Below are 22,715 nucleotides of genomic sequence, written 5' to 3'. Positions count from 1 at the left end.
AACTTGCTTATTTTAAGACGTTTAGAACAATTCTAAAATAGATGGAATAAATCCTGCATAAAACAGTCATACCTTAGGTGAATGCATATTTACATAGTGAACACAAATTATTGGATAAAAATAGAACAATTTCCTGCCCAGTGACGTATAACTATATGAGAGCTATTCCATAGTGACAACTTAGCGAAAATAGCTGCGAACATGAATAACCCGACCGCATAGATCTCCATACCCCAGCGGTCCAGCCACAGAAACAATGGCCACAACATAAGAAGCAAACGATACAAAACACATCAAACTCCCTCGCTCAAGAGGGTTCGGCACAAAGCCGATAGCATAACCATAACTAAGAAAACTCAACCCAACAATACCATGTCTAAATTTGAATCAGATACTAGCCTGCGACTTTATTTGCGGGAGATCTCTAAAACCGAGCTACTTACTCCTGAGGAGGAAGTGGAGCTCGCAGCCCGCATCAAGAAGGGTGACAAAAAAGCACGCGCTCATATGATCCGAGCCAACCTCCGTCTGGTGGTGAAAATCGCCCAGGACTACAGCGGCTACGGCCTGCCTCTCGCCGACCTCATTTCCGAGGGTAACATCGGCCTGATGAAAGCAGTAGAACGCTTCGATCCGAACAAGGGTGGTAAACTCTCCACTTACGGATCGTGGTGGATCAAGCAGTCGATCAAACGCGCTCTGGCCAACCAGAGCAAGACGATCAGACTCCCGGTCCACATGGTCGACAAAATCGCGCGTATGCGCCGGATTTCCACGATACTCGCCGAGGCAATCGGTCGCGAACCGACTGAAGCCGAACTTGCTGAAGAACTGGGAATTCCACGCAGAAAGCTGGCGCTGCTCAAGCGCGCCTCCAAGCGCCCTACCTCATTGAACGCTCCTGTTCACGAGGACGACAGCTCCGAGTTCAGTGATATCATCGGCGACGAACACGCCGTAGATCCATTTGCCGCACTCGATAACAAAGACATGCACGGCGAGCTCGATGAGCTGCTGGACGTGTTGGACGATCGAGAGCACAGGATCATCGACGCCCGTTTCGGACTCGATGGCAAGAAACCAATGACTCTCGAAGAGGTCGGCGTCGAATTCGGCGTGACCCGAGAAAGAATCCGCCAATTGCAGAACATTGCGCTTGAAAAAATGCGTAAAGCACTGCATAGGAAGGAGGAGCCTATGCCCGAGCCCCTCATAGGAGCAACGGTTGAGGCCTCATAAAATAAAAAAACACAATCCAAGATGTCCTAGCTTTCGGGCCTAGACATCGAAGATTGGGATCGTAGGTGTGAAGAGCGGTGGGTGCAAACCTGCCGCTCTTTTCTTTCTTTTCTTTTGTCTTGGTCACGGTATCTAGTTCACCATGATTAGCGCGCCTCATTGTTGTCGACTACCGACTTAGCCTTATCTCGGCCAGGTGGCTTTTGTATGCGTTTGCACTTGAAAAAAACCACCATCGCCTGCACCACGCCCGCATGCGATCGACTCAGCTGATTTCCCTGCTTTTTCTCACCCTGCCCAGTTTTCTCAATGCCGAGGAAACTGACTGGAAACACAATGGCAACTTTGGCCTCAGCCTGACTTCGGGGAACTCGGACACACTGCACACGACCTTGGGGATCGACAGCGTGAAGAAATCCGGCCTTTTCACCTACTCGAATGAGTTTGATGCCATCTACGGTGAGGACGATGGCCTGACCACCAATGAGCAGATTGCCAACGAACTGAAGTTCACCCGCCGCTTTCCCAACTCCCGCTGGTATGCCGGTGCCTCGAATGATTTTCTCTACGATCCGATGGCGAATGTCGATTACCGGATCGGAACCTACGCACTGCTGGGCTACCACATCATCGACACCCCCAAGTATAAACTACGGGTGGAAGCCGGCCCAGGGTTTGTCTTCGAGGACCGCAATGGCATGACCGATGAATATGCCTCTTACAAGGCAGCCCAATATTTCGACTGGCAGATCACTGACAACACCCGCTTTTTCCAATCGCTGAAAGTCACTGGAGAAATGGCTGACTTGAACAACTCGATCTTCACCGCTGAGGCCGGGATCGAGTCGGCACTGGGAGGACCTTGGTCGCTGCGCCTTGTCGCCAAATCTATCCATTACGGTCAAACCAACAACGGCACCAAAGCCGACGACCAGCTGATCACCATCGGCTTGGGCTATTCATTCTCGCCCGGTGGTAAAGACGCACCATCTCTCGATGATGTGCACAAGAAGCGCAAGGCCGAGATGGGATCGTGGGTCACTACCGCCCTGCTCGGAGGCTCCTTTGCTTCTGGAAATACTGACGCCTCTTCACTGGCAGTAGGTATTCTGGCCAAACGGAAGACCGATCTAACTTCCAGCGAGTTAGGTCTCTCAGGCAACTACGGTGAAACCGACGGCCTGCGCAGCTCCGAATCCGCCGAACTCGACCTGCATCACCAGTATACTTTCAAAAAACCTTACTTCGTCGGTCTTCGTTTTGATGCCGACTACGACGCCCTTGCCGATCTCGACTACCGCCTCGCCCTGACTCCTTACGTTGGCCGTTTCCTCTGTGAAGATGGACCTAACTTTGTCTCCATCGAAGTTGGTCCATCGATCGTCACCGAAAAGCAAGGCGGCATCACCGACACCTACTTTGCTCCCTACGTCACACTCAAGGCAGAGAAGCACTTCAATCCTCGCACCCGCATCTACAGCGAACTCAGCTGGCGCGGTGAGGCCTCTGATCCTTCGAACTATATCCTCAGCTCGAAATTCGGCTTCGATCACGCCATCAGTGACACCACCAAACTCAAGGTGCTGCTGACCGATACCTACGACAATACGCCCGCTGAGGGACGCAAAGCCAATGACCTCAAACTGGTCGCAGGCTTTGAGTTCGCGCTGTAAATTGGCTACGCGAACGCCGTAGCTCCCGCCGCAGTCCACAACTCCACACTAGCCCCAGCAGGTATATGCTGCTAGGTAGTGGAGTATGAAAATTGCTGCCGCTCTATTTTTCTCGTTTCTGTTTCTCCCCGCACTGCTTGCCGCGCCCAAGCTGGTGCACGACTCAGATGCGATGCAGGTGCGGGTCTATGAGCTTGATAACGGGCTGACCGTGTACCTCTCGCGCAATGCCGAGGCCCCTCGTTTCTACGCCGAAATCGCAGTACGAGCCGGGAGCACCACTGACCCTTCCGACAGTACTGGTCTGGCTCACTACCTGGAGCACTTGATGTTCAAGGGCACTCGGAAAATGGGCACCCTCGATTACGAAAAGGAAAAACCCTATCTCGATAAAATCACCCAGCTCTACGAGCAGCATTTCAAGGAAACTGACTCCGATAAACGCAAGGCAATCTATCAGGAAATCAACAAGATCTCCAAGGAAGCGGCCCAGTTCGCCGTGGCCAATGACATTGACCGGATTTACAAACTCATCGGCGGAACAGACGTTAATGCTCATACCTCTTACGAAGAGACCGTGTATAAAGTCGACCTGCCAGCGAACCAACTGGAGCGTTGGGCCCGCATCGAGTCAGAGCGATTTGCCGATCCGGTTTTCCGCCTGTTCCACACCGAACTCGAAACGGTGTATGAAGAAAAGAACACCTCGCTGGACAGCGGCTCCAACCAGCTTTACGAGGCCGTTCAGAAAGAACTCTTCCCTGGCCATCCCTACGGTAGCCAGACGGTGTTGGGATTGGCCGAACATCTGAAAAACCCATCTCTTGTTAGAATCAGAGACTATTTTGAAAAACAGTATGTGCCTGGAAACATGGCGATCATCCTTAGCGGGGACATTTCCCTGGATGAAGCGATTACTGTGATCGATCAGCATTTCGGAAAATGGCAGGCAAAGCCAGTGAGCAAGCGTGACGCTGTTGTGCCCGATCCGATCAAAGGCATCAAACGTGTCAGCATCACCCACGAGGGTGAGGAGTCCGTGATCATGGCATGGCGCACCACGCCTAACAATCATAAGGATGCAGAGGCGCTTCTGATGTTAGACATGATTCTGGATAACTCGGTGGCTGGCCTGATCAACCTGAATCTGGTGCAGCCCCAGCTGGTGCGCTCAGCCGGCAGTTATCCGAGCCCTCTGAACGAAGCCGGAGCACAATACCTCTACGGCACACCTCGCGATGGTCAAACGCTGAACGAGGTGGAATCTCTGCTGCTGAAACAGCTCGAGTTAATTAAGCAAGGCAAGTTTGAGGACTGGTTGATACCGGCCATTGTCATGAATCTGAAGAGCGAAAATGAAGAAGCCTACGAGTCCAATGAGAGCCGTGTGGCCATCATCAGAGATTCCTACATTGCACGCCAGCCATGGTCGTTTGCTTCACAACACGATGCACGCATCGCCGCAGTTACCCGTGATGATGTCATCCGCGTAGCCAATCAATATTTTGGCGCAGACTATATCGTGGGTCACCTGGTCAAAGGCAAACCTGCAGTCAATCACATCGAGAAACCGCAGATCGATGCCGTGCCGCTGAACTCTTCCAGTGAGAGTGCTTTTGCTAAGTCGATCTTGGAAAGTGTGGTTCCGCCGCTGAGTCCCTATTTCATTCGTGATGGCAAAGACTATCAGAAAACAGAATTGGATAACGGCGTGATTCTCTACACCACAGAAAATCCAGTCAACAACCTCTTCTCGATTACCTGGACATTTCCCAAGGGCAGTTTGCACGATGACTTACTGCTCACCACCTTCGATTTGTTAGAACTTTCCGGCACCACAGATTTATCCTCCGTGGAGCTGGGAAAACGCTGGTATCAGCTGGGAGTGAATAGTGATTTCTCCGTCTTTGAAGATCACACCCAGATCACGCTCTCCGGTTTATCAAGCTCCTACGCACCGGCAGTGAAGCTCTTTTGGCAATGGCTGCATGACATGCAGTCCAGTCCGGAAACTCTTGCCAACTTGGTAGCTGACACCAAAGTCGATCGCGCCGATGCGATGGAGGAACCATCTAACATTCTCCACGCGATGGCCCGTTACAGTCGCTATGGCAAGCAGTCCAAATACATCACCCGCACCAGCAGTGAGGCCCTTGACAAGTTAACCGTCGAGCAGCTGAAAAAGGTACTCGCTGACCTGCTTACTCTCCCGCACCAGGTTTCATACATCGGCAAACTTTCCGAAAGTCAGTGGATGAAAAACACACCCACACTGGAAGTTAAGGGGCAAGCTCCAGCGGCGCCGAACCGACCCATCAACAAGACCACCAAACCTGTCGAAATCACGTTCTATCACAGAGAGATGGCTCAGGCGCAAATCTGGATCGAGTCCGAACTTGAGGGGCTCAAACCTGCCGACATCATCATCCTCAATCTCTTTAACGAGTATTTCGGCGGCGGTATGAGCAGCGTTGTGATTCAGGAGATTCGAGAATCACGCGGTCTCGCTTACTCGGCGGCGGGCTACTTGACGACGCCACGCTGGACCGGGGACTCCTATCTCGCCATCGGCAACATGGCCTGCCAGGCAGACAAAGTGGACAAAGCCATCGGTAAATTCCTTCAGCTCTTCGACAAACTCCCAGAGTCGGATGTGCGTTTCACCGAGTCACGCGATGCCATTATCAACCGTCTTCGGGCCGAGCGCAGTGGCTTCAGAAGCCGTGCCGGCACCATCCAGTTCTGGCAACGCCGTGGCATCGACTTCAACCCCAGCGAACTGGCCTTCCAACAAATCCCCAACTCCAAACTCGCGGACATGTTAGACTTCTACAGCCAAACCGTCAAAACCCGCCCCAAACGCATCTCCATCGTAGGCGACCGCACCCGAGTAGACTTAGAAGCCCTAAAAAAACTCGGCACCATCAAAGAAGTCACCGCTGAAGATATATTTACCAAGTAGCTAAAACTGGAGCCCCCAGACATAATTTAAGGATGCGTGTTCCCCCTGCGATAGCAACCCATCGCAGGACGATGTGTATTTTAATCATCTGTGACTAACCATAAATCTGTAATAACACCTCCAGCTGCTCAATGGATGTGAAGACCTACAATCTTTAACCAATATTTGTCTCGCCTTTACTAAAACTGGCAGCCTACACATCACCTGTCTAAGTAGGCTACATACCCAATGATTAACGAATCAACATTGTTAATCATCTGTAAATTTCTGTTTTCCTAGTCAACTAATAACACTGTTCGACAAAAATTAACAAAAACACTTTCTTTATGAAACTAAAACAAACAAAAGTAGCCACCCTTGCTGCCACTCTAATCACATTTGGATCGCTTGTAGGGGGAGCAAAAGGTGCAGTCACAATAAATATTTGGGAAGATGGTGCTGATGTGCGAGCTCAAGCATCAGGCACACTTGATATTATTGGCTTGTCGTTTTTGAGTAATAGTCCTTTTCCCGATGATTTTCGGATAGACCCAACTGATCCTGAAATTCTATTTTTTGGACCTGGGGATGTATACTCAGGACTAGGTTTTTCGCTTACATTTGGGACTGGTGGCTTCAATGCCACTGGTACGACCTCTGGAGATCATTTTGGATTTGAGAGTAATAATCTCCTCGTTCCCACAGGGTTTGTTTCAGGTGGAAGTATATTTTCTGAAGGGGTATTTTCGGGCACGGATTTAGCAACTCTTGGTGTAAATGTAGGCACATTTGATTATACCCTTCCTAATACAGACACTATATCAGTAGTAATTGGATCTGCTCCTTCTCCTGCTGCTGTTCCTGAGCCATCATCAGCATTGCTTCTAGGCCTTGGATTATTAGGATTTGTATCTCATCGTAAAAGAGCTTCCTAGGTCGAACAAGTAGGTGCAATCAACCATATACCCGCGGGCGTAGTTTGGCTTCGATGGAAGTTTTCCTGTTCGCTTGTATTTTCTTTCATAGTTTAGCCACACAGGGTATCTGGTGAGTGACCTAAAACGTTCGCCACAAAAGATGTTCAGCAGGAAGAAGCGATTTCCCTTCAATAGGATGCAAGTAACCGGAGGAGGAATGTCCTCCATGATCCACTGGAATCCCTATTGTAACCTTCCACCATCTCATCACTACAGCCTTGGGATAGCACACGCTCCCCTGGATCTAGGTGACGACGCGGCAGATCCGGAGGATGAGACGGTTATAGATTCTGGATTCGAGTTTGGGATGATCGATTTCCCGGGAAGCCGATCATGGAAGCGTCTTGATGGCACCAGAAGCCGGGATCCCCAAGCGCATCTCCATCGTAGGCGACCGCACCCGAGTAGACTTAGAAGCCCTAAAAAAACTCGGCACCATCAAAGAAGTCACCGCTGAAGATATCTTCACCAAGTAGCTGAGACTGACATTTTCTAACCGTGAATGGACGCGAATTCACGTAAATCGAAAAAATAGTTAGACCACTATTTGTTAATAGTCATCTTCACATCAAATTTTCAGGGGTTCTATTACCACCCTGATATTTATCTGCTGCATGAAATTATTGGAAGATCCACACTAGTCATTCGTTGCCTAACCCTCATACATGCATCCAAATCATATCAATTATTTAGCCCCAGATCATAAGGAAACGAATGGATTCTCGAACCTTTCTCAACCCAAATTTCCGACCATTTCAATCATCCGGTTATTTTCCAACAGATAATAACCCCTAGGGACAATTATCTACTGGACGATTATAAAGCGATTGATAGATTTTCCAGTGTATTACTAACTACTAGTTGGCCTCATGAATTTAGCGATGACGATATTCCTTCTCAGTGCGATTGTCGCATGCGCTGCCGATCCACCCATGCGGGTTCGCGACGCAAGTAAGGTCGAAACAGCGAGCCGGGTAATCGTGCTCGGATGGGACTACGAGCTGAAGAACCGAGATCCGATCAAGTTGAAAACTTCGTTTGGCCAACCCGAGCAAATCAAGCAGCTGCTGAGCAGTTTTGCTGACGCTCCGACTCAAGTTGGCGGCCTCCCCCTCTTCGCCGGCCACTTATGCCATCTGGTATTCCTCGGGGAGAAGGATGAGCCACTGGCCTACGTTTACGTAAACACCCTGGGAGCCTTTTGCGAGTTGCGTTCCGTGAAGCAAGATGAGGACGGAAAGATGGTTCCCGATTACAATTCTGAGGCGACCTATTTCTACGCGCCGAAACTTGGAAAGCTATTGGTCAAGCAACTCAACGACCATGATCCCGAGTATTATGCCGCATTGGAGAAGTCAGTTACGGCCAACCTCGGGATGACGCTGGAGAATGCGCTCTTCGGAAACGACAAGGCCAACAAGGCGCAGAAGTGAAGCGCGGACAACGCGCACCCTGAATTCGATTGTCCACCCCGCGCTCACTTTGCTAGGACGTTATGCTAAAAATTCCATATCACACATGAAAAGCACCCTAATCGCAATCATAGCATTGCTAACTTGCACCATAGCCTTCGCACAAAATGTTTGCCACTTCAACAAAACCGAAATTCCGCGTCATGAATCTCGATTATTAGAGTTAGCAAGAGTCATCGAATTCCGTTGTGATTGCGTTATCCCTAAAGCCATCATAGACCGAGTATATAAGGGCGATACCTTCATGGAAGATACTCAATTTTTAGCAGAACGCTATCAGGACGGAAAGTGTGTCAGCAGAAAGTTTTTCTCACTTGGTAAGTACTCTAGAGCATCTCTTTCCAAGGGTAACTATCGCAGTATTATTACCTTTGGGTGGAACATGGATACCCAAAGACTTGTAGGCGTTAATGATACAGGATTTTTCAGATTTCCTGGCTTTATTGACCTACCTAATTTCGCCGCATCTCGCCCAGCTGCTAGCTTTTTCAAGAATTCAAAAACTGAACCGAGAACTTGTGCTAGAGGCTCAAAGTTTAACCTCTATCCAATAATCGCAATTAATGGGGATAAGCGGAAAACCTATGATGGGTTTACACTTACTCAACCTAGAATAAACATTTCAAATTTCACATCGAATAAACTAGTTAATCATTATAAGGATAAATCTGACTCCGTTATAGTTTATCTTTACTTCGGAACAGGAACTAGATCCTTAGACTTATTACAAGACAGACCAGAAAAACCAACAAAAATGCAGAACAAGTCGCAGTAGCCAACCCCACACGGCGTCGGTTTGTTAAAGTTTAACACCAATTACAACCTCAACTCCTTCGTCCAAGTTTGCTCTCCCGTGAGGGTTGGCTATGCCAGGACGTTCTGCAAAAGAATCCAGCATGATGCCCCAGTTTAGCACTGCGAAATATTATCGGATGTCGCACATTACAGGGCCTTGCTCTGTTATGGTTTCTCTGCGATTTGGAGAAATGCCTGAGAGTGGTCCATTTGTTCTGATTCGTTCGGGACTTGAGTATGTGAAGCCTCCCGAATTTGATATAGATGAATACATTGCCGAAGTGCTCTACGGAGTGTCAGAAGCTAACCGGATTCATGACAGCGATTTGCAGGTAGAAGAGATAGAGATTTCCTCGGTAGATTTCCCCGCACGAGGACAAGTTGGACACTGCGCTGAGAAGCTGGTCGGCTATGCGCTCAATGACCAAGCAGAACAAGTCGTAGCTGGCAATCCGCTAGACGTTTAGTAGTTTAGATCCATGATAATTAGAACCTTAACCCCTTCGTCGAACTGGCGCTCCCTCTAGCGGATTCCAGTCCTTTGACGTTCGCCAGAAAAGATGTTCAGCAGGAAGAAGCGATTTCCCTTCAATAGGATGCAAGTAACCGGAGGAGGAATGTCCTCCATGATCCACTGGAATCCCTATTGTAATCTTCCGCCATCTCATCACTACAGCCTTGGGATAGCACACGCTCCCCTGGATCTAGGTGACGACGCGGCAGATCCGGAGGATGAGACGGTAATAGATTCTGGATTCGAGTTTGGGATGATCGATTTCCCGGGAAGCCGATCATGGAAGCGTCTTGATGGCACCAGAAGCTGGGATCCCAAAGCGCAGTATGGAGATGGCTCTATCTACGTCTCAGGGCGTCACAATCCCGTTGATATATTGGAGCTTTCAGTGAAGCGGTTATCGGAATTGCGCTATGAGATTAGCGCTCTTGTGGCGGTCAATTTCTCCTTCGAGAGCGCCGGATACAAGAACGACCGATTCGCGTTTACCACCACCGTCGAGTATTCTCAGATGTGCATCAGCATTCCCATCTGGAACAATCCCGAAGAGGTGGTAATTCCCGACGAGTGGCGTGTTCCTAGAGCGTGGACACCTGAAACCTCCGCCGAATTTGCTTCACGGTTTGTCGACTTGGAGGACTATGGAGATCCTCGGATGGAAGAGCATAGTGTTGTATTTGAACCCAAGGTGTAGCCGCTACTGATCCAACAAATAAACTAGGCGAACAACACGCGGATGATCAAGTGCCTGCCCGCGCCGAGTCGAAATTCTCATGACAATTCAACCATCAACCCTGTTTGCGACCGCCGCCCACTGGTAGGGCTGGCAGGACTCGGACGCTCGGCAGAGGAGGAGAACTTGCCGTCAGTATGGCTGTGAGTGGCCGATGGCAAAGATTGCCCTACTCCTCACCCTCTTTTTCCGACAAACGCTCGATGCGTTTTTTGATCATTTTGGCGAAGCGGGCGGCGCGGCTGGCGTCGTTGATGGCCAGAACTTCGTCTGCCACTTTTCCTACTTCGTCATACTTACCTGAGGAGTAGAGGGCCTGGGTTTTATAAAGCAGGGCCACTTGCAGGGCTTCGCCTTCGATTTTGTTCTCCTTGATGAAACCATCGACCACGGCGGGTATCTCATCGAACTTACGTTCTTCGTAGAATGGTCTGACCAGCTTTCCCAAGTTGGTTTTCACTTCCCCGACTTTGATATTGGCGATGAAACCACAGGCATCCGAGGGATCGGCCTTTGCGATGGCGTCGATGACATCGCGGTAGTGGTGATGATAGTATCGGCTGACTTGCGACAGGCCTTTTTCCAGCATCCGGGCTTTTTCCTCACCTTCGAGGTTCTCAGCCGCAGCAAGTGCCTGATCGCGATCGATGCGGCGCTGATGTAATTCAGCCAGATGTTTCAGGTAGCCCTCAGCATCACTGTTCTTGTAGCTGGAGCCAGCGTAGGGACGGCCGTTGGCATCGCACAATACGAGCAGTGGAAAGGTGCGAACGTGGTAGAAATCCAGCAACTTCTCGTTTTGCTTTTTCAAAGCCTCCGGAAGTTCCTGATCACGCGGGTATTCGAGTTTTACCAGCACGTAGTTCTTAGGGACTTGCTGCTTGAAGGCGTCCTGAGTGAGGACTTCATTTTCAAGTTTGATACACCAGCCACAGCCTTTGGCACGGGTGAATTCCAGCAAGAGGTCCTTGCCTTCCTTCTCAGCGGTTTTTTTGGCAGCTTCAAAGTCCGTCACCCAGCCATCGCGGACGGCGGAGGGAGTTTCCACTTTTTCCTGTGCAGAAGCATGCCCAGCCATCAGCGCGACCATCAGGCCGACCAGTAGTTTACCATTCTTGCGAACGGGCGAAAATAGGTGGTTCATCGTTAACATCGTCTTTCTGTGATGCTAAGCGGACTCAGAGTGGTTTTTTGTTTATACCTCGACGGTCTTCCCCGCATAAGCGGCAGCCACTTCCTCGGCGATGATTTGGATCCCGCCGCGCACCGTGCTCTCGTCCATGGTGTAGGTCATGCGGATGCACTCGTTCCGGTGCTGCCAGTCTTCATCCTCGAGGCCGAAGAAGAAGTAGTGACCGGAGACAATCAGGACACCACGCGCCTTGAGACGCTCGTAGAGCTCGCGGGTGGTGATCGGGAGGTCTTCAAACCAGAGCCAGAGGAAAAGCGCGCCCTCGCTCAGGTGCACGCGATACGGCAGCGCACTGTCGAAGGATTCATCCACCCAAGCGCGGGCCTGGCGGGATTTCTCGATGTAGTAGGGACGCACCACCTCGTTACTGAGCTTGAGAATCTCACCACTCTGCACCAGCGGCTGCATGATCTGCTGGCCGACATTGCCATTGGCCAGTCCGACGATGGCACTCATGGAGGAAACCGCAGCGGCGATCTCTTCGCGTGCGACAACGATGCCAGTGCGGGTGCCAGGCAGGCCGATCTTGGAAAGGCTCAGAGTCAGCACGATGTTGTCGTTCCATACGGGAGTCGCCTCGGTGAAGATTATGTTAGGGAACGGCGCGCCGTAGGCATTATCGATGATCAGAGGGATGCCTTTCTCATCGGCCAAGGCACGGAGTTTGGAAATTTCATTATCGGTGAGCACGTTACCCGTCGGGTTCGTAGGACGTGAGACACAAATTGCGGCGATGTCGTCATCGACTTTCAGATTATCGAAATCGACACGGTATTTGAAGTCGTGTTCGCCGATCTTTTCGATGATCGGCTTCACGGCGCGGAACAAGTCTGAGCCGACTGATTGATTGGAGTAACCGATGTATTCCGGAACCAGCGGCAGGAGGATTTTTTTCCTCGAACCGTCTTTGAACTCACCGGCGAGGGCGTTGAAGAGGAAGAAGAAAGCGGTTTGGCCGCCGGAGGTGATGGCGATGTTCTTGGCACTGATATCCCAGCCGAAGTTCTCGCGGAAGAGATCGGCGATGGCCTGAAGGAAAATAGGATTTCCGCGTGGCGGATCATAGTTTGCCAGCATTTTCTCCACACCACCGGGGGAGCTCATGATTTCCTCCAAACGTCTGCGCCAGAGGGCGTTGACCTCGGGGATATGGGCCGGCTGACCGCCGCCTAACATTTTCGTATCCGGGCCTCCGTTGACCAGGGCATTGCCCAGATCGTCCATTAGCTCCTCGATGCCGCTACCCATACACAGGCGCTGGCCAAAATTTGAAAATTGCTCGCTCATCGTTCTATCGTGGTTGGTTGAGTGTCTTGTGTGGGTGCCAGAACTAGCACGAAGAGGTGGGCTTCACCACCCCTATACCTAAGAAAAGAAACAGGCGACACCGTGAGCCGATGCCGCCTGGAAAAAATGGGTTTGCAGTCAGTTCCTACAAATTATTCAGCCGGGCGGCTGGGGTCGATAACTTCAGGTGGCTGGATGCCGGGAACTTCAGGGTCCGGAGCAACGCTTGGAACATCAGGGCTGGCTGCGGGAGCAGGATCAGGTGCGATACCCGGAGTCACTGGAACCTCGCCGGCACCGGGAGTCACGGGAACTTCGTTCGGTGAACGTTTTTCACCCAACATGACGGATGGCACATAGCCGACGTCACCGGTGTCCACTACCTCTACCTTGACGTAAGAGCCTTTGGTAGAAATGACTTTCACGTCCGTGAAATCAGCCAGCGTCTTGGATGGCTGGTCTTCTGCCTTGGGGAAATTGGCGAAGAAAGCCGTCTGCGGGGAAACCGTCTGGAGGAAAGTTCCCGGGGTAAACAGCGGACCATACGGGTCCGAAGTGGTGGCAATGGCATCGCCACGGCCAGGAGGGTCCAGAGGGTTACTGGCGTCACCACCGTCGAGTGGCTTGTTCAATGCGTCACAGCTCATCAGAGCCAGCGCGATCGGAGGTAGAGTGATGAGACCTATATATTTCATACGGCCAGTATCCTGTACCGCACCTGCGCTGTGGTCAACGGATTTTCAGGTAAACATGTGCGGCTTCCATCCAGTGTCTGGGGGTCACCAATCCCTCATCGTGAAGGCGCTGAGGCAGCATGGCGGTGTGCACAGGACGCGGCTCCCGAAAGAAATCCGCATCCTTGATCAAGGATGGGATCAGCCTGACCTCTGGTAACGGATGCCCTTGCTCTCTGGCCAAACGGCAAACTGTTTCAGCGTAGCTATACCAACTTTCCGGATCGCCACTATTACAGAGGTGATAGATTCCGGATTTTTTATTTCCTAACAACAGCTCAACCCACTCGACGATATCGTGGGTGAAGGTCGGGATGGAAAATTTATCGGAGATTAGATTTTGTTCATCACCAGACAGGGCACGATCGAGAACGTGATCAAAGTGGGACTTGGCTGTGGCTGGTCCAAATAACCATGACACTCTGCAGACCAAACTGTCTGGCGAGGCCGCCAAGACGGCGAGTTCTCCCGCTCTTTTACTCTTCCCATATACATTCACAGGATCGGTGACATCACCCTCACAAAGTCTGCCCTCTTGCTGTCCACCGAAGACGTAGTCGGTGCTGAAATGCACCATCCGGATGCCTTTTTCTTGGCAGAACTCCGCCATCACCTTGGGAGAATCGACGTTCACTTGTTGGGCCTGCTCAGGGAAATCGAGACATTGCTCAAGCCCTGACAGCGCCGCCGGATTAACGATGGCGTCAAATGGGCTCCGGTTCCAAATCTGCTCCAAGACCGCACGCAAAGCGGCTGCGTCTGCCAAGTCGGCATCGGCCCTTGTTAGATTGATCACATCATAGGGTGAGTCGGCAGCGCCCCATAACGAAAAAAAAGCTCCACCGAGTCTCCCGGTGGAACCTGTGAGTAGAACGCGCATTTCAGCGAGGCCAGTTAGCCTACGAACATCTCGTCGCCCAAATCAACCTCGAGGTCTTCGAACTCGTCCGGACGTACACCTGCATCGCGAATGCGGCGCAGAGTTCTCCGGGAGCCGTAACGGCTGTTCGGACCGTTGACGAGATCGACAACCGTACCGACTAGTGTGGGTGCAAGCGCACACGCACCAATGGCAGCAAGGGTGAGGGCCACGGGGCGACGTGAATCCCGGTGAATGAAATCACCAATGAAAACACCAGCCGCTGCTCCCAATACAGTTGGGGCGAACGACGCGCTCGTTTCAATCCAGTTTTTATTCTCTGTCTGATCCTGTGACATGGCCACATTCTACTCAGGGAAACCGATGATGAAAGCGCAAATGCCTCCATTTTCACGGTTTCTGACTTTTCTTCCGTCCGGACTCATCCATTGTACACGCATGAACAATCACTACGCACTGATACTGGCAGGCGGCAGCGGAACTCGTTTCTGGCCACTATCTAGAAATGCCCGCCCTAAACAACTCCTCAACCTCTTTGGGGATACCACTTTATTAAACAAAACCATTTCCCGACTCGAGGGACTGGTGCCGAAAGAGAACATTTTCATCCTAACTAACAGCCTACAGGAAGCCGCCGTGCGCGAAGTCGCTTCCGAACTTCCGGCCGAAAATATTTTCGCCGAACCAGCCAAACGCGACACCGCTCCGGCAGTCGCGCTGGGTATCGGTCTGATCGCTGCTCGCGATCCCCACGCCACGATGATGGTGCTTCCGTCCGATCAACTCATTGAGGACACCGCCGCGTATCAATCCGTCATGCGTGATGCCTTGACCGCTGCCGAGCACAATGAAGCGCTGATCACCATCGGTATCAAACCAACGTGGCCGTGCCCATCATTCGGCTACATCGAGCGCGGTGACGCCGCAGAGATCGATGGGCCTCAACTCGACAATCAGCCGAACGAGGTCACCTGTTTCCGTGAAAAACCGAACCCTGAACTTGCCGAGCAGTTTCTCGCTCAGGGGAATTTTGCTTGGAATGCCGGTATGTTTATCTGGTCGGTGCACACCGTCACCCAGGAACTGGCGAAGCACACTCCGGAGCTGGCCGATTTCATCCATGATCTCCGTACCAGCAATGACGTGCGCAAGACCGTCGATGATCAATTCCCTCACCTAACACCCATCTCCATCGACTACGCCCTGATGGAAAAAGCCTCCCGTGTGCTGAATATCGAGGCGACCTTCGACTGGGATGACGTCGGCTCCTGGATTTCTGTGGCCAAATACCTCGATACCCAAGGCGACAATAACCAGACCAATACCGAGCTTGCCGAAATTGATAGCGAGAACAACATCATCTTCAACGCCCGCAAGGGATCAAAAATCGCTCTGTTAGGTGTGGACGACCTCATCGTGGTGCAAACTGACGACGCACTGCTCATCGCCAATCGTCATCAAGCGGATGCGATTAAAAACCTCGGAGCACAGCTTCCGGACGAGCTGCTTTAAGAACTACCTACATGCTGCTATTTTGTTCTTTTGGAGTTTGCCACAAGGCTCAAAAACCTCCATTATGCACAGCAATCTTCTGATACAAAATTAATACGATGAACAAACATTTCAGTTCCATCCTTATTGCCTCCTCGCTCGTAGTTGCCAGCTCGCAAGCTGCGACGATTTCTTGGGCTAGTGAACTTTATACAAACACCACCACAAGTATCACCAATGACACTTTGGGGACCGGACAATTTGATCAATCCGGAGACTTTGTTTTCGCTGAGAACTCTGCTGGTGCCGCACTTACCTTTGACGGAATTGCTTTCGCTGCCAACGGAACTACGGGCAATCTGACATACAACAACATACCCAATTCCGGTGCATTTGCTCACACGGTATCCAATGGTCTTTCTCACACCGCCAGGTTCACACCAGCAGCCAGTCTCGGCCCAGCCACTGGTGTCACCCTTAGCGGTCTGTTTCCTGGCACAGTTTACCGCGTCCAGTTTCTATTGATGGACGGGAGAACCAATGCGAATCATGGCGGCGGTACACGCTCAGTCCTCTTCGATAACGTTCAAGATGCTTTCGGTACTGTTAGTGCTACTGAATTTGCTGCAGGTCAATTTACCAACGGCAACCCAACCACGGCAAATAGCGACTACGGCAGTGCCCTTTTGGTCACTGGTGTCTTCACTGCTGATGTGTCAGGAACACAAGTCATCGGCATCGATGCTGTAAACGACGGAACCAATAGCAGCGCTGGCGGCCAACTCAATGCCATCACCCTATACGAAGTGCCGGAGCCCAGCAGTGCTGCGCTACTTGGTCTTGGAGGTCTTGCCTTAATCTTGCGACGTCGCAAGTAATTCGGACCTCACGAAGCATTTGTTCAATCCCTCGCCTGTCGATCACAGACGAGGGATTTTTTGCTCTGCCATCTCGTAACTAACGGTCAAACCATGTCCCCAGAACATCCTATCCTTTGCCTCGATCACGGCGATGCGCGCATCGGTGTGGCCGCCACGGATCCGGTTGGCATCATGGCGCACCCTGTGGAAACCATCCAGGTGAAGACCACTGATGTCATCGAGCGGGTGGCAGAACTGGTGGCTCAGCGGCAGGTGAAACAAATTGTGTTAGGCCTACCACTGAATATGCAAGGCACCGAAGGCCCGTCGGCGATCAAGGTCCGGAAGTTTGGCAATCTACTTAAAAAACGTCTGCCTGAAATTCCACTGCATTACTGCGATGAAACCATGACGACCATGGCTGCTGCGGAGAAATTACACCAGGCTGGACGCAACGCCAAAAAGCAGAAAACCGTGATTGATCAGGCCGCAGCTGTTGAGATTCTTAATAATTGGTTAGGATACAGCTAATCCCTTCAGGCAAAAAAGAAATAGCTCCTCCTTGCAATCATCTCGCGGCCAATCACACTCCGAGCCGTGGAGATTCCTGACAGACCGCACATCTACCAGCTCATGGTCCGCCACTTCGGCAATACCAATGAGACTCGGAAAGAGCATGGCACCATCGAAGAGAACGGTTGCGGAAAATTCAATGACATCAACGACGCCGCGCTCGAGTCACTTAAAGAACTCGGCATCACCCATGTCTGGTTGACTGGTGTTCTGGAGCAAGCCAGTGCCACTGCCTACCCAGACCGCCCGGCTGATTTCCCCGCGCTGCTCAAAGGCCGTGCAGGATCACCCTATGCGATCCGGGACTACTTTGATGTCTGTCCAGACTACGCCGTTGATCCTAGCAAACGGCTCGATGAGTTCCGCGCCTTGCTTGATCGCATGGAGCGACATGGACTGAAAGCCATCATCGACTTCGTGCCTAACCACGTAGCCAGATCCTACGCCAGCGATGTTCGCCCAGAGCTTTCATTTGGTAAAGACGATGACACCTCACATTTCTTCAACCCTAACAATAATTTCTATTACCTCGGTGATCTTCACCACGGCGGTGGCCCACCATTGAAGCTGCCCACCGATGATGGTCCTCTGCCCTATCCACCAGAAAGTGATCACGGTAAGGTGACCGGTAACAATTGCATCAACTGGTCGCCATCCAGAAACGATTGGTATGAAACCATCAAGCTGAACTACGGCCACGACTTCAGTGTTGGCCCGCCATGCGACGACCTCCATCCGCTTCCTGATGCCGATACCCTGCTGGAAAAGACACCTGATACCTGGCAGAAGATGGACGCCATTCTTTCCTACTGGCAGAATATGGGCGTGGAAGGGTTCCGCGTTGATATGGCGCACATGATTCCGATGCGCTACTGGCAGTGGCAAATACGCCGATGCCGAAAGCGCAACTCATCCGTCTTTTTCATGGCTGAAGCTTACGACAGCGATCCGGCCAAACTCACCGATGGCAATGTGTTAGATGATCTGTTAGCCGCCGGTTATGATGCTGTTTATGATGCGCCGAGCTACGAAACCATCAAACACATCATCGAACATGGTAAATGGGCCAACGACATCGATGAGGCTGCCAATCCCTTTTCCCCGCGCTTCCACAGTGTGCTCCGCTATGCGGAAAACCATGACGAAGTCCGGATCGCATCGCTGAAAGAATGGGCTGCAGCCGGCATGGACATCGGCCGACCAGTCAGTGCCATCCTCTTTGGTCTCGGCCGTGGTCCCATCATGATCTACAGCGGTCAGGAAACTGGCGAGCCTGCCTATGGCTCGGAAGGATTCAGTGGCGACGATGCCCGCACCTCCATCTTCGACTACTGGTCACTCCCCACTCTCACCCCTTGGGTCAATGGGCACAAATACGATGGTGGCAAACTCACCCAGAAGCAAAAAGAGTTACGCGGATTTTACGCCCGCCTGCTCCGACTTTGTGCCGAGCCTGCATTCACGCGAGGTGAATTCTACGGCTTGAATTATGCTAACAGAGGGAACGAACAATATGGTCGACTCGGGGGCGAACATGTTTCCGGTCACTGGCTCTACAGCTTCCTCCGTCAGGATAAGTCCTCCGGCCAAGCATTTCTGGTGGTGGTCAATCTTCACCCCTCTGAAACGTTCCACAACGTTCACGTGCAAATTCCAGAAGACGCCATCAAGTGGCTGAGTTGGAGAAAAGACACCTTCAACTTCACGGATCGTTTAGGCTCTGCCACGTCTGCCAAGTCGAATAAAATGGAACTCGTCGGCGGTGGACTTCCTCTGGGTAACATCCCCCCGAAAGCCACTCTCTATCTGGCGATCGAGTGATCCGAAGTATCCCCTTTCCAAACTAGATAGGCTGAGCACGGCGACCGCACTCAAGTGGTCCCATTCTTAATGTCTGGTTTATTTTTTTCTCCTGTGATTAGATCGCAAGGTGAACTTGGGAAAAGAAAATCTGTTTGCTCTCATGGGGACGGCTGTCGCCCTGTTGCTCGTCGTGCTCGCTGTGGGCCAGGAGATCCCCAGCTGGGGTCGATGGACCTGTCTTGGTTTAGGACTGGCGATGCTCATGCTGATGGTGGGAGGCACAGGCACGGTGCGTTTGGAGCTACTCGAAAGTCGGCAGGAATTGAGACGCACGCGCAATCAACGTGATGTGATCGACAGATATTTCCGAGCCTTGATGGACTCCTTGCCCGCTTGGATTTATTTCAAAGACAGAGACTCTAACTTTCTACAGGTCAACAAAGCGCTGGCTGACTACTCCGGCATGTCTGCGGGAGATATGATAGGCAAATCGGATGCCGAGTTCCTCGATCCTGAAAATGCGGCAAAAAACCGCCAGGACGAAATCCAGATCCTCGCCACTGGTAAAGGCAAGGAACGCTTCATCGAAAAGGAAAACCTCTCCGGCGGAGGAGATGCCTGGGTGCTGACATCCAAGCTGCCACTCATCGATCAAAAAGGCCGCACCATAGGGACCTTCGGGGTTTCCAGTAACATCACTGAAATGGTGGAAGCGCAGAACGCTCTTGAAAAGGAACGTAACACCCTGAGGACACTGCTGGACAGCATTCCCGATGGTGTTTACATCCGCGGCGAAAGCGGCGAGTACCTTGTCGCCAATAAAGCTCTGGCAAAATTCGTTGGCGCTAAAAGCCCGGCGGAGGTTGTGGGGAAAACACCCTACGATTTTTTCCCCAAAGAACACTCAGCGCAGTTTTTGGCAGATGACAAAGAGGTCATGAGAAAAAAAGAGGTCGTCGTCCAAAACACCTACAAAATGCTGAACTCCAGCGGCGCCAAACGACACATCATCACCACCAAAGTTCCTGTGAAAGACAAGGATGGTCATGTCTCCGGGGTGCTGGGCATCAATCGAGATGTCACCGAGCAGGAAAAGGCACGGGAGGCACTGAGACAGACCGAGCACCGGATGCAGGAAATCGTCGATAACAGCCCGTCTCCGATGTATGCCAAATCCGTCTCCGGAAAGTATCTCATGGTCAACCGCCGCTTCGAAGAGATTTTCAATCTGAAAGCAAAGGAGGTTGTCGGAAAAACGGACTTGGAAGTCATCGGCGACAACAAGAAGGTCAAGCGGCTGCAGAAAAATGATGCCCTCGTGATCAAACGCGGCAAACCTCTGCAGTTCGATGAGACTCTCGATTTTCCTGATGGGTTACGCGACTATGTTTCCATGAAGTTCCCCATGCGCGATCTTAGCGGGGCAATTTACGCCGTCGGCGGTATCTCCACCGACATCACCGAGCGGAAAAAAGCCGAACGGGAACTCCAGGACCTCAACTTGGAACTCATGCAAACTCACGAGAACCTCACGAATGCTCATGCGCAACTGATACAGGCTGAAAAAATGGAGTCAGTGGGACGCTTGGCCGCAGGCGTCGCCCATGAGGTGAAGAACCCACTGGCGATGATTGGCATGGGCCTGGAGCTCCTTGAACGCCGCCTTCCTGATGATGACACCAAAGGCAAGGAAACGATCGCGCGGATGAAACGTGGCATCGACCGGGCTAAAAAAATCGTCCGTGGTCTGGTAGATTACTCCTCAGACAGGCGGTTAGAATTTCGCGGCTACGATCCTAACAAACTTGTGAGAGAGGCCCTCGAACTCGTGGAATACCAGCTGGTCAAAGGTGGTATCTCCATTGATTTTACTCCTGGTAAGAATTTGCCGGAAGTGGATGCTGACCAGACCAAGATCGAACAGGTGCTGGTGAATATTTTCATCAATGCCATGCACTCGATGGGCGACAGCGGTGCGCTCTCTATCAGCACGGAACAAGTCAACATGACAAACGTCGCCCATGATGAGGGCTCACGACTCAGGGAGCGTCTTCGCGAAGGAGACGAGATGATCCGAATCGAAGTCAAAGACACAGGCAAAGGAATCCCCGAAGAGGTGTTAGGAAAACTTTTTGATCCCTTCTTCACCACCAAATCCACTGGAAAAGGAACGGGCCTAGGTCTAACCGTATCCAGAAAGATTGCCGAGCTACATGGCGGCGAGCTAATTCTTGCCAACCGCACCGATGGTCCGGGGGCTGTGGCGGTCCTAACTTTACGGGTGAAAAAAAATTAACATTTCTCCCCTTGCTTCAATGAGAGGAACTAGCGAGTATCAATATTGTGAAAACGAATCCCAAAGTCCTACTAATCGACGATGAAGTCGATTTCACTGAATTACTCGCAGAGAACCTGGAGGAATCAGGCTACGAGGTGGTACAGATCAACGATCCCACCAAGGCCCTGAAAGCCGCGCACGAGTTCAGACCCGACATTTGCATCGTGGATCTGGTGATGCCGGGCATGGATGGAGGTGATGTTGTGGGTGCTATTCAATCGGATTTCATCCTGGGGAAGACCCCAGTTCTCATGCTGACCGCTCTGGTCGAAGAAAACTCAGATAATCCTGAAGGCATCCAGATGAAGGGAGGCCTGCCATTTGTCAGCAAGACCTCCGGTTTGGGAGTCATTCTCAAGGCAATCGAGAGCCTACTCGGCTCTAACTAAATCTACAGTAAACGCAGATCCAGCCACTGCTGCATCGTCTCGGCAGGGTTATTCGCCTTCATCAGGGTTTCACCCACAAGGATGGCGTTCGCGCCGGCTTCCAGGACGCGCATGCAGTCGGCAGCGGTTTTGATGCCGGACTCGCTGACTAACAGCACATCATCCCCCACCTCATCGGCAAGCCGTTCGGTGGTAGCGAGATCGGTTTTGAAAGTTTTCAGGTTCCTATTGTTGATACCGATGAGATCAGCGCCGAGATCGAGCGCACGCTCCATTTCCGGCAGGTCATGCACCTCCACCAGCACATCCAACTGGAAATCACGGGCCACTTGGTAGAGACGTTTCAGCGTGTCCTGGTCCAAGGCCGCTACGATCAGGAGAATGGCATCGGCACCGGCGATGATTGCTTCATAAATCTGAATTTCATGACGAATGAAGTCCTTCCGGATCAGCGGAATACTGGAAATCGGTGAAATCTTGGTGAGATCCGCCAGTGACCCTTTGAAATACTTCTCATCGGTGAGCACGGACATGCAGCTGGCACCGCCATCGATATACATGTTCGCCTGGCGTAGGGGATCGAAGTTGGGATCAATAATACCGGCCGAGGGTGATGCGTGTTTGACCTCCGCAATGATACCAAGGCGATCCGGGCCTCGATCCAATGCCGTGCGGAATCCGCCAAAGTCGTTTCGGTTCAGAGCGGCAGCACGATATTTCTCAAGCTGGGGAAGGATTACCTCCACCTCGCTCAGTTTGTGCTCCATGATCTCGCTTAGAATGTCCATGCAGGTTCTTTATGTTCTACGATTCAAAATCCAAAT

Annotated in this window: 21 protein-coding genes; 15 read left to right on the top strand and 6 right to left on the bottom strand. The window is 51.6% G+C overall.

From position 1 onward, the window contains the following. Window positions 1-372: 372 nt before the first annotated feature. From ACSPJT_RS13480 to ACSPJT_RS13440, 9 genes are all read left to right on the top strand, one after another. Window positions 373-1,239, top strand: a complete 867-nt coding sequence (locus ACSPJT_RS13480) for a sigma-70 family RNA polymerase sigma factor (RefSeq protein ID WP_435893081.1) — start codon at window positions 373-375, stop codon at window positions 1,237-1,239. A 254-nt stretch (window positions 1,240-1,493) separates the two neighbouring features. Further along, on the top strand, window positions 1,494-2,912 hold the full coding sequence (locus ACSPJT_RS13475) for a DUF481 domain-containing protein (protein ID WP_435893080.1): 1,419 nt from the start codon (window positions 1,494-1,496) through the stop codon (window positions 2,910-2,912). Window positions 2,913-2,997: 85 nt separating this feature from the next. Beyond that, complete coding sequence (locus ACSPJT_RS13470; protein ID WP_435893079.1) at window positions 2,998-5,874, top strand: M16 family metallopeptidase; 2,877 nt, start codon at window positions 2,998-3,000, stop codon at window positions 5,872-5,874. 326 nt (window positions 5,875-6,200) lie between these two features. Beyond that, on the top strand, window positions 6,201-6,788 hold the full coding sequence (locus ACSPJT_RS13465) for a PEP-CTERM sorting domain-containing protein (protein WP_435893078.1): 588 nt from the start codon (window positions 6,201-6,203) through the stop codon (window positions 6,786-6,788). Between the two features lie 389 nt (window positions 6,789-7,177). Next, window positions 7,178-7,306 (top strand): hypothetical protein, encoded by a 129-nt coding sequence (locus tag ACSPJT_RS13460; RefSeq protein WP_435893077.1) that lies wholly within the window; start codon window positions 7,178-7,180, stop codon window positions 7,304-7,306. Window positions 7,307-7,711: 405 nt separating this feature from the next. After that, complete coding sequence (locus ACSPJT_RS13455) at window positions 7,712-8,263, top strand: hypothetical protein (RefSeq protein WP_435893076.1); 552 nt, start codon at window positions 7,712-7,714, stop codon at window positions 8,261-8,263. Between the two features lie 85 nt (window positions 8,264-8,348). Next, the gene (locus tag ACSPJT_RS13450) at window positions 8,349-9,077 is read left to right on the top strand and encodes a hypothetical protein (protein ID WP_435893075.1); all 729 of its coding nucleotides are present in this window, start codon (window positions 8,349-8,351) and stop codon (window positions 9,075-9,077) included. Between the two features lie 91 nt (window positions 9,078-9,168). Beyond that, the gene (locus ACSPJT_RS13445; protein WP_435893074.1) at window positions 9,169-9,564 is read left to right on the top strand and encodes a hypothetical protein; all 396 of its coding nucleotides are present in this window, start codon (window positions 9,169-9,171) and stop codon (window positions 9,562-9,564) included. A 129-nt stretch (window positions 9,565-9,693) separates the two neighbouring features. Next, window positions 9,694-10,305 carry a hypothetical protein gene (locus ACSPJT_RS13440; protein ID WP_435893073.1) on the top strand — a complete coding sequence of 204 codons (612 nt, stop codon included), beginning with the start codon at window positions 9,694-9,696 and terminating at the stop codon, window positions 10,303-10,305. Between the two features lie 208 nt (window positions 10,306-10,513). Here the strand turns inward: ACSPJT_RS13440 and ACSPJT_RS13435 are convergent, their stop codons facing one another. From ACSPJT_RS13435 to ACSPJT_RS13415, 5 genes are all read right to left on the bottom strand, one after another. Continuing rightward, window positions 10,514-11,488 (bottom strand): thioredoxin family protein, encoded by a 975-nt coding sequence (locus ACSPJT_RS13435; protein WP_435893072.1) that lies wholly within the window; start codon window positions 11,486-11,488, stop codon window positions 10,514-10,516. Between the two features lie 51 nt (window positions 11,489-11,539). Continuing rightward, on the bottom strand, window positions 11,540-12,823 hold the full coding sequence (locus tag ACSPJT_RS13430; RefSeq protein ID WP_435893071.1) for a valine--pyruvate transaminase: 1,284 nt from the start codon (window positions 12,821-12,823) through the stop codon (window positions 11,540-11,542). Between the two features lie 152 nt (window positions 12,824-12,975). After that, window positions 12,976-13,518 (bottom strand): hypothetical protein, encoded by a 543-nt coding sequence (locus tag ACSPJT_RS13425; protein ID WP_435893070.1) that lies wholly within the window; start codon window positions 13,516-13,518, stop codon window positions 12,976-12,978. Between the two features lie 34 nt (window positions 13,519-13,552). Further along, a complete protein-coding gene (locus ACSPJT_RS13420; RefSeq protein WP_435893069.1) occupies window positions 13,553-14,437 on the bottom strand; it encodes an SDR family oxidoreductase in 885 nt (294 codons plus the stop codon). Between the two features lie 14 nt (window positions 14,438-14,451). Beyond that, window positions 14,452-14,649, bottom strand: coding sequence for a hypothetical protein (locus ACSPJT_RS13415; RefSeq protein ID WP_435893068.1), 198 nt, complete (start codon window positions 14,647-14,649; stop codon window positions 14,452-14,454). 226 nt (window positions 14,650-14,875) lie between these two features. Between ACSPJT_RS13415 and ACSPJT_RS13410 the strand changes: the two genes are divergently transcribed. From ACSPJT_RS13410 to ACSPJT_RS13385, 6 genes are all read left to right on the top strand, one after another. Further along, window positions 14,876-15,949, top strand: coding sequence for a mannose-1-phosphate guanylyltransferase (locus ACSPJT_RS13410; protein WP_435893067.1), 1,074 nt, complete (start codon window positions 14,876-14,878; stop codon window positions 15,947-15,949). Window positions 15,950-16,047: 98 nt separating this feature from the next. Then, window positions 16,048-16,806 (top strand): PEP-CTERM sorting domain-containing protein, encoded by a 759-nt coding sequence (locus ACSPJT_RS13405; protein ID WP_435893066.1) that lies wholly within the window; start codon window positions 16,048-16,050, stop codon window positions 16,804-16,806. Window positions 16,807-16,899: 93 nt separating this feature from the next. Continuing rightward, a complete protein-coding gene (gene ruvX, locus ACSPJT_RS13400; protein ID WP_435893065.1) occupies window positions 16,900-17,319 on the top strand; it encodes a Holliday junction resolvase RuvX in 420 nt (139 codons plus the stop codon). Window positions 17,320-17,385: 66 nt separating this feature from the next. Further along, entirely contained in the window at window positions 17,386-19,182 is a 1,797-nt protein-coding gene (locus ACSPJT_RS13395) for an alpha-amylase family glycosyl hydrolase (protein ID WP_435893064.1), read from the top strand. A 142-nt stretch (window positions 19,183-19,324) separates the two neighbouring features. After that, window positions 19,325-21,460: a PAS domain-containing protein gene (locus ACSPJT_RS13390; protein WP_435893063.1), complete on the top strand. Its 2,136-nt coding sequence runs from the start codon at window positions 19,325-19,327 to the stop codon at window positions 21,458-21,460. Window positions 21,461-21,507: 47 nt separating this feature from the next. Further along, window positions 21,508-21,891, top strand: a complete 384-nt coding sequence (locus ACSPJT_RS13385) for a response regulator (RefSeq protein ID WP_435893062.1) — start codon at window positions 21,508-21,510, stop codon at window positions 21,889-21,891. Between the two features lie 2 nt (window positions 21,892-21,893). On the opposite strand, the gene trpC is transcribed toward ACSPJT_RS13385, so the two are convergent. Beyond that, window positions 21,894-22,679: an indole-3-glycerol phosphate synthase TrpC gene (trpC, locus tag ACSPJT_RS13380; RefSeq protein WP_435893061.1), complete on the bottom strand. Its 786-nt coding sequence runs from the start codon at window positions 22,677-22,679 to the stop codon at window positions 21,894-21,896. Window positions 22,680-22,715 lie beyond the last annotated feature (36 nt).

Source organism: Oceaniferula spumae (assembly GCF_042849255.1).
In the GTDB taxonomy this organism is placed as follows: Bacteria; Verrucomicrobiota; Verrucomicrobiia; order Verrucomicrobiales; family Akkermansiaceae; genus Oceaniferula; species Oceaniferula spumae.
This window is presented reverse-complemented; position numbering and strand designations above follow the sequence as displayed.

Bases quoted from the DNA above. Each gene is read 5' to 3' on its own strand.
- ACSPJT_RS13480 (WP_435893081.1), top strand. From the start codon at position 373: ATGTCTAAATTTGAATCAGATACTAGCCTGCGACTTTATTTGCGGGAG.
- ACSPJT_RS13475 (WP_435893080.1), top strand. From the start codon at position 1,494: ATGCGATCGACTCAGCTGATTTCCCTGCTTTTTCTCACCCTGCCCAGT.
- ACSPJT_RS13470 (WP_435893079.1), top strand. From the start codon at position 2,998: ATGAAAATTGCTGCCGCTCTATTTTTCTCGTTTCTGTTTCTCCCCGCA.
- ACSPJT_RS13465 (WP_435893078.1), top strand. From the start codon at position 6,201: ATGAAACTAAAACAAACAAAAGTAGCCACCCTTGCTGCCACTCTAATC.
- ACSPJT_RS13460 (WP_435893077.1), top strand. From the start codon at position 7,178: ATGGCACCAGAAGCCGGGATCCCCAAGCGCATCTCCATCGTAGGCGAC.
- ACSPJT_RS13455 (WP_435893076.1), top strand. From the start codon at position 7,712: ATGACGATATTCCTTCTCAGTGCGATTGTCGCATGCGCTGCCGATCCA.
- ACSPJT_RS13450 (WP_435893075.1), top strand. From the start codon at position 8,349: ATGAAAAGCACCCTAATCGCAATCATAGCATTGCTAACTTGCACCATA.
- ACSPJT_RS13445 (WP_435893074.1), top strand. From the start codon at position 9,169: ATGCCAGGACGTTCTGCAAAAGAATCCAGCATGATGCCCCAGTTTAGC.
- ACSPJT_RS13440 (WP_435893073.1), top strand. From the start codon at position 9,694: ATGCAAGTAACCGGAGGAGGAATGTCCTCCATGATCCACTGGAATCCC.
- ACSPJT_RS13435 (WP_435893072.1), bottom strand. From the start codon at position 11,488: ATGAACCACCTATTTTCGCCCGTTCGCAAGAATGGTAAACTACTGGTC.
- ACSPJT_RS13430 (WP_435893071.1), bottom strand. From the start codon at position 12,823: ATGAGCGAGCAATTTTCAAATTTTGGCCAGCGCCTGTGTATGGGTAGC.
- ACSPJT_RS13425 (WP_435893070.1), bottom strand. From the start codon at position 13,518: ATGAAATATATAGGTCTCATCACTCTACCTCCGATCGCGCTGGCTCTG.
- ACSPJT_RS13420 (WP_435893069.1), bottom strand. From the start codon at position 14,437: ATGCGCGTTCTACTCACAGGTTCCACCGGGAGACTCGGTGGAGCTTTT.
- ACSPJT_RS13410 (WP_435893067.1), top strand. From the start codon at position 14,876: ATGAACAATCACTACGCACTGATACTGGCAGGCGGCAGCGGAACTCGT.
- ACSPJT_RS13405 (WP_435893066.1), top strand. From the start codon at position 16,048: ATGAACAAACATTTCAGTTCCATCCTTATTGCCTCCTCGCTCGTAGTT.
- ruvX (WP_435893065.1), top strand. From the start codon at position 16,900: ATGTCCCCAGAACATCCTATCCTTTGCCTCGATCACGGCGATGCGCGC.
- ACSPJT_RS13390 (WP_435893063.1), top strand. From the start codon at position 19,325: ATGGGGACGGCTGTCGCCCTGTTGCTCGTCGTGCTCGCTGTGGGCCAG.
- trpC (WP_435893061.1), bottom strand. From the start codon at position 22,679: ATGGACATTCTAAGCGAGATCATGGAGCACAAACTGAGCGAGGTGGAG.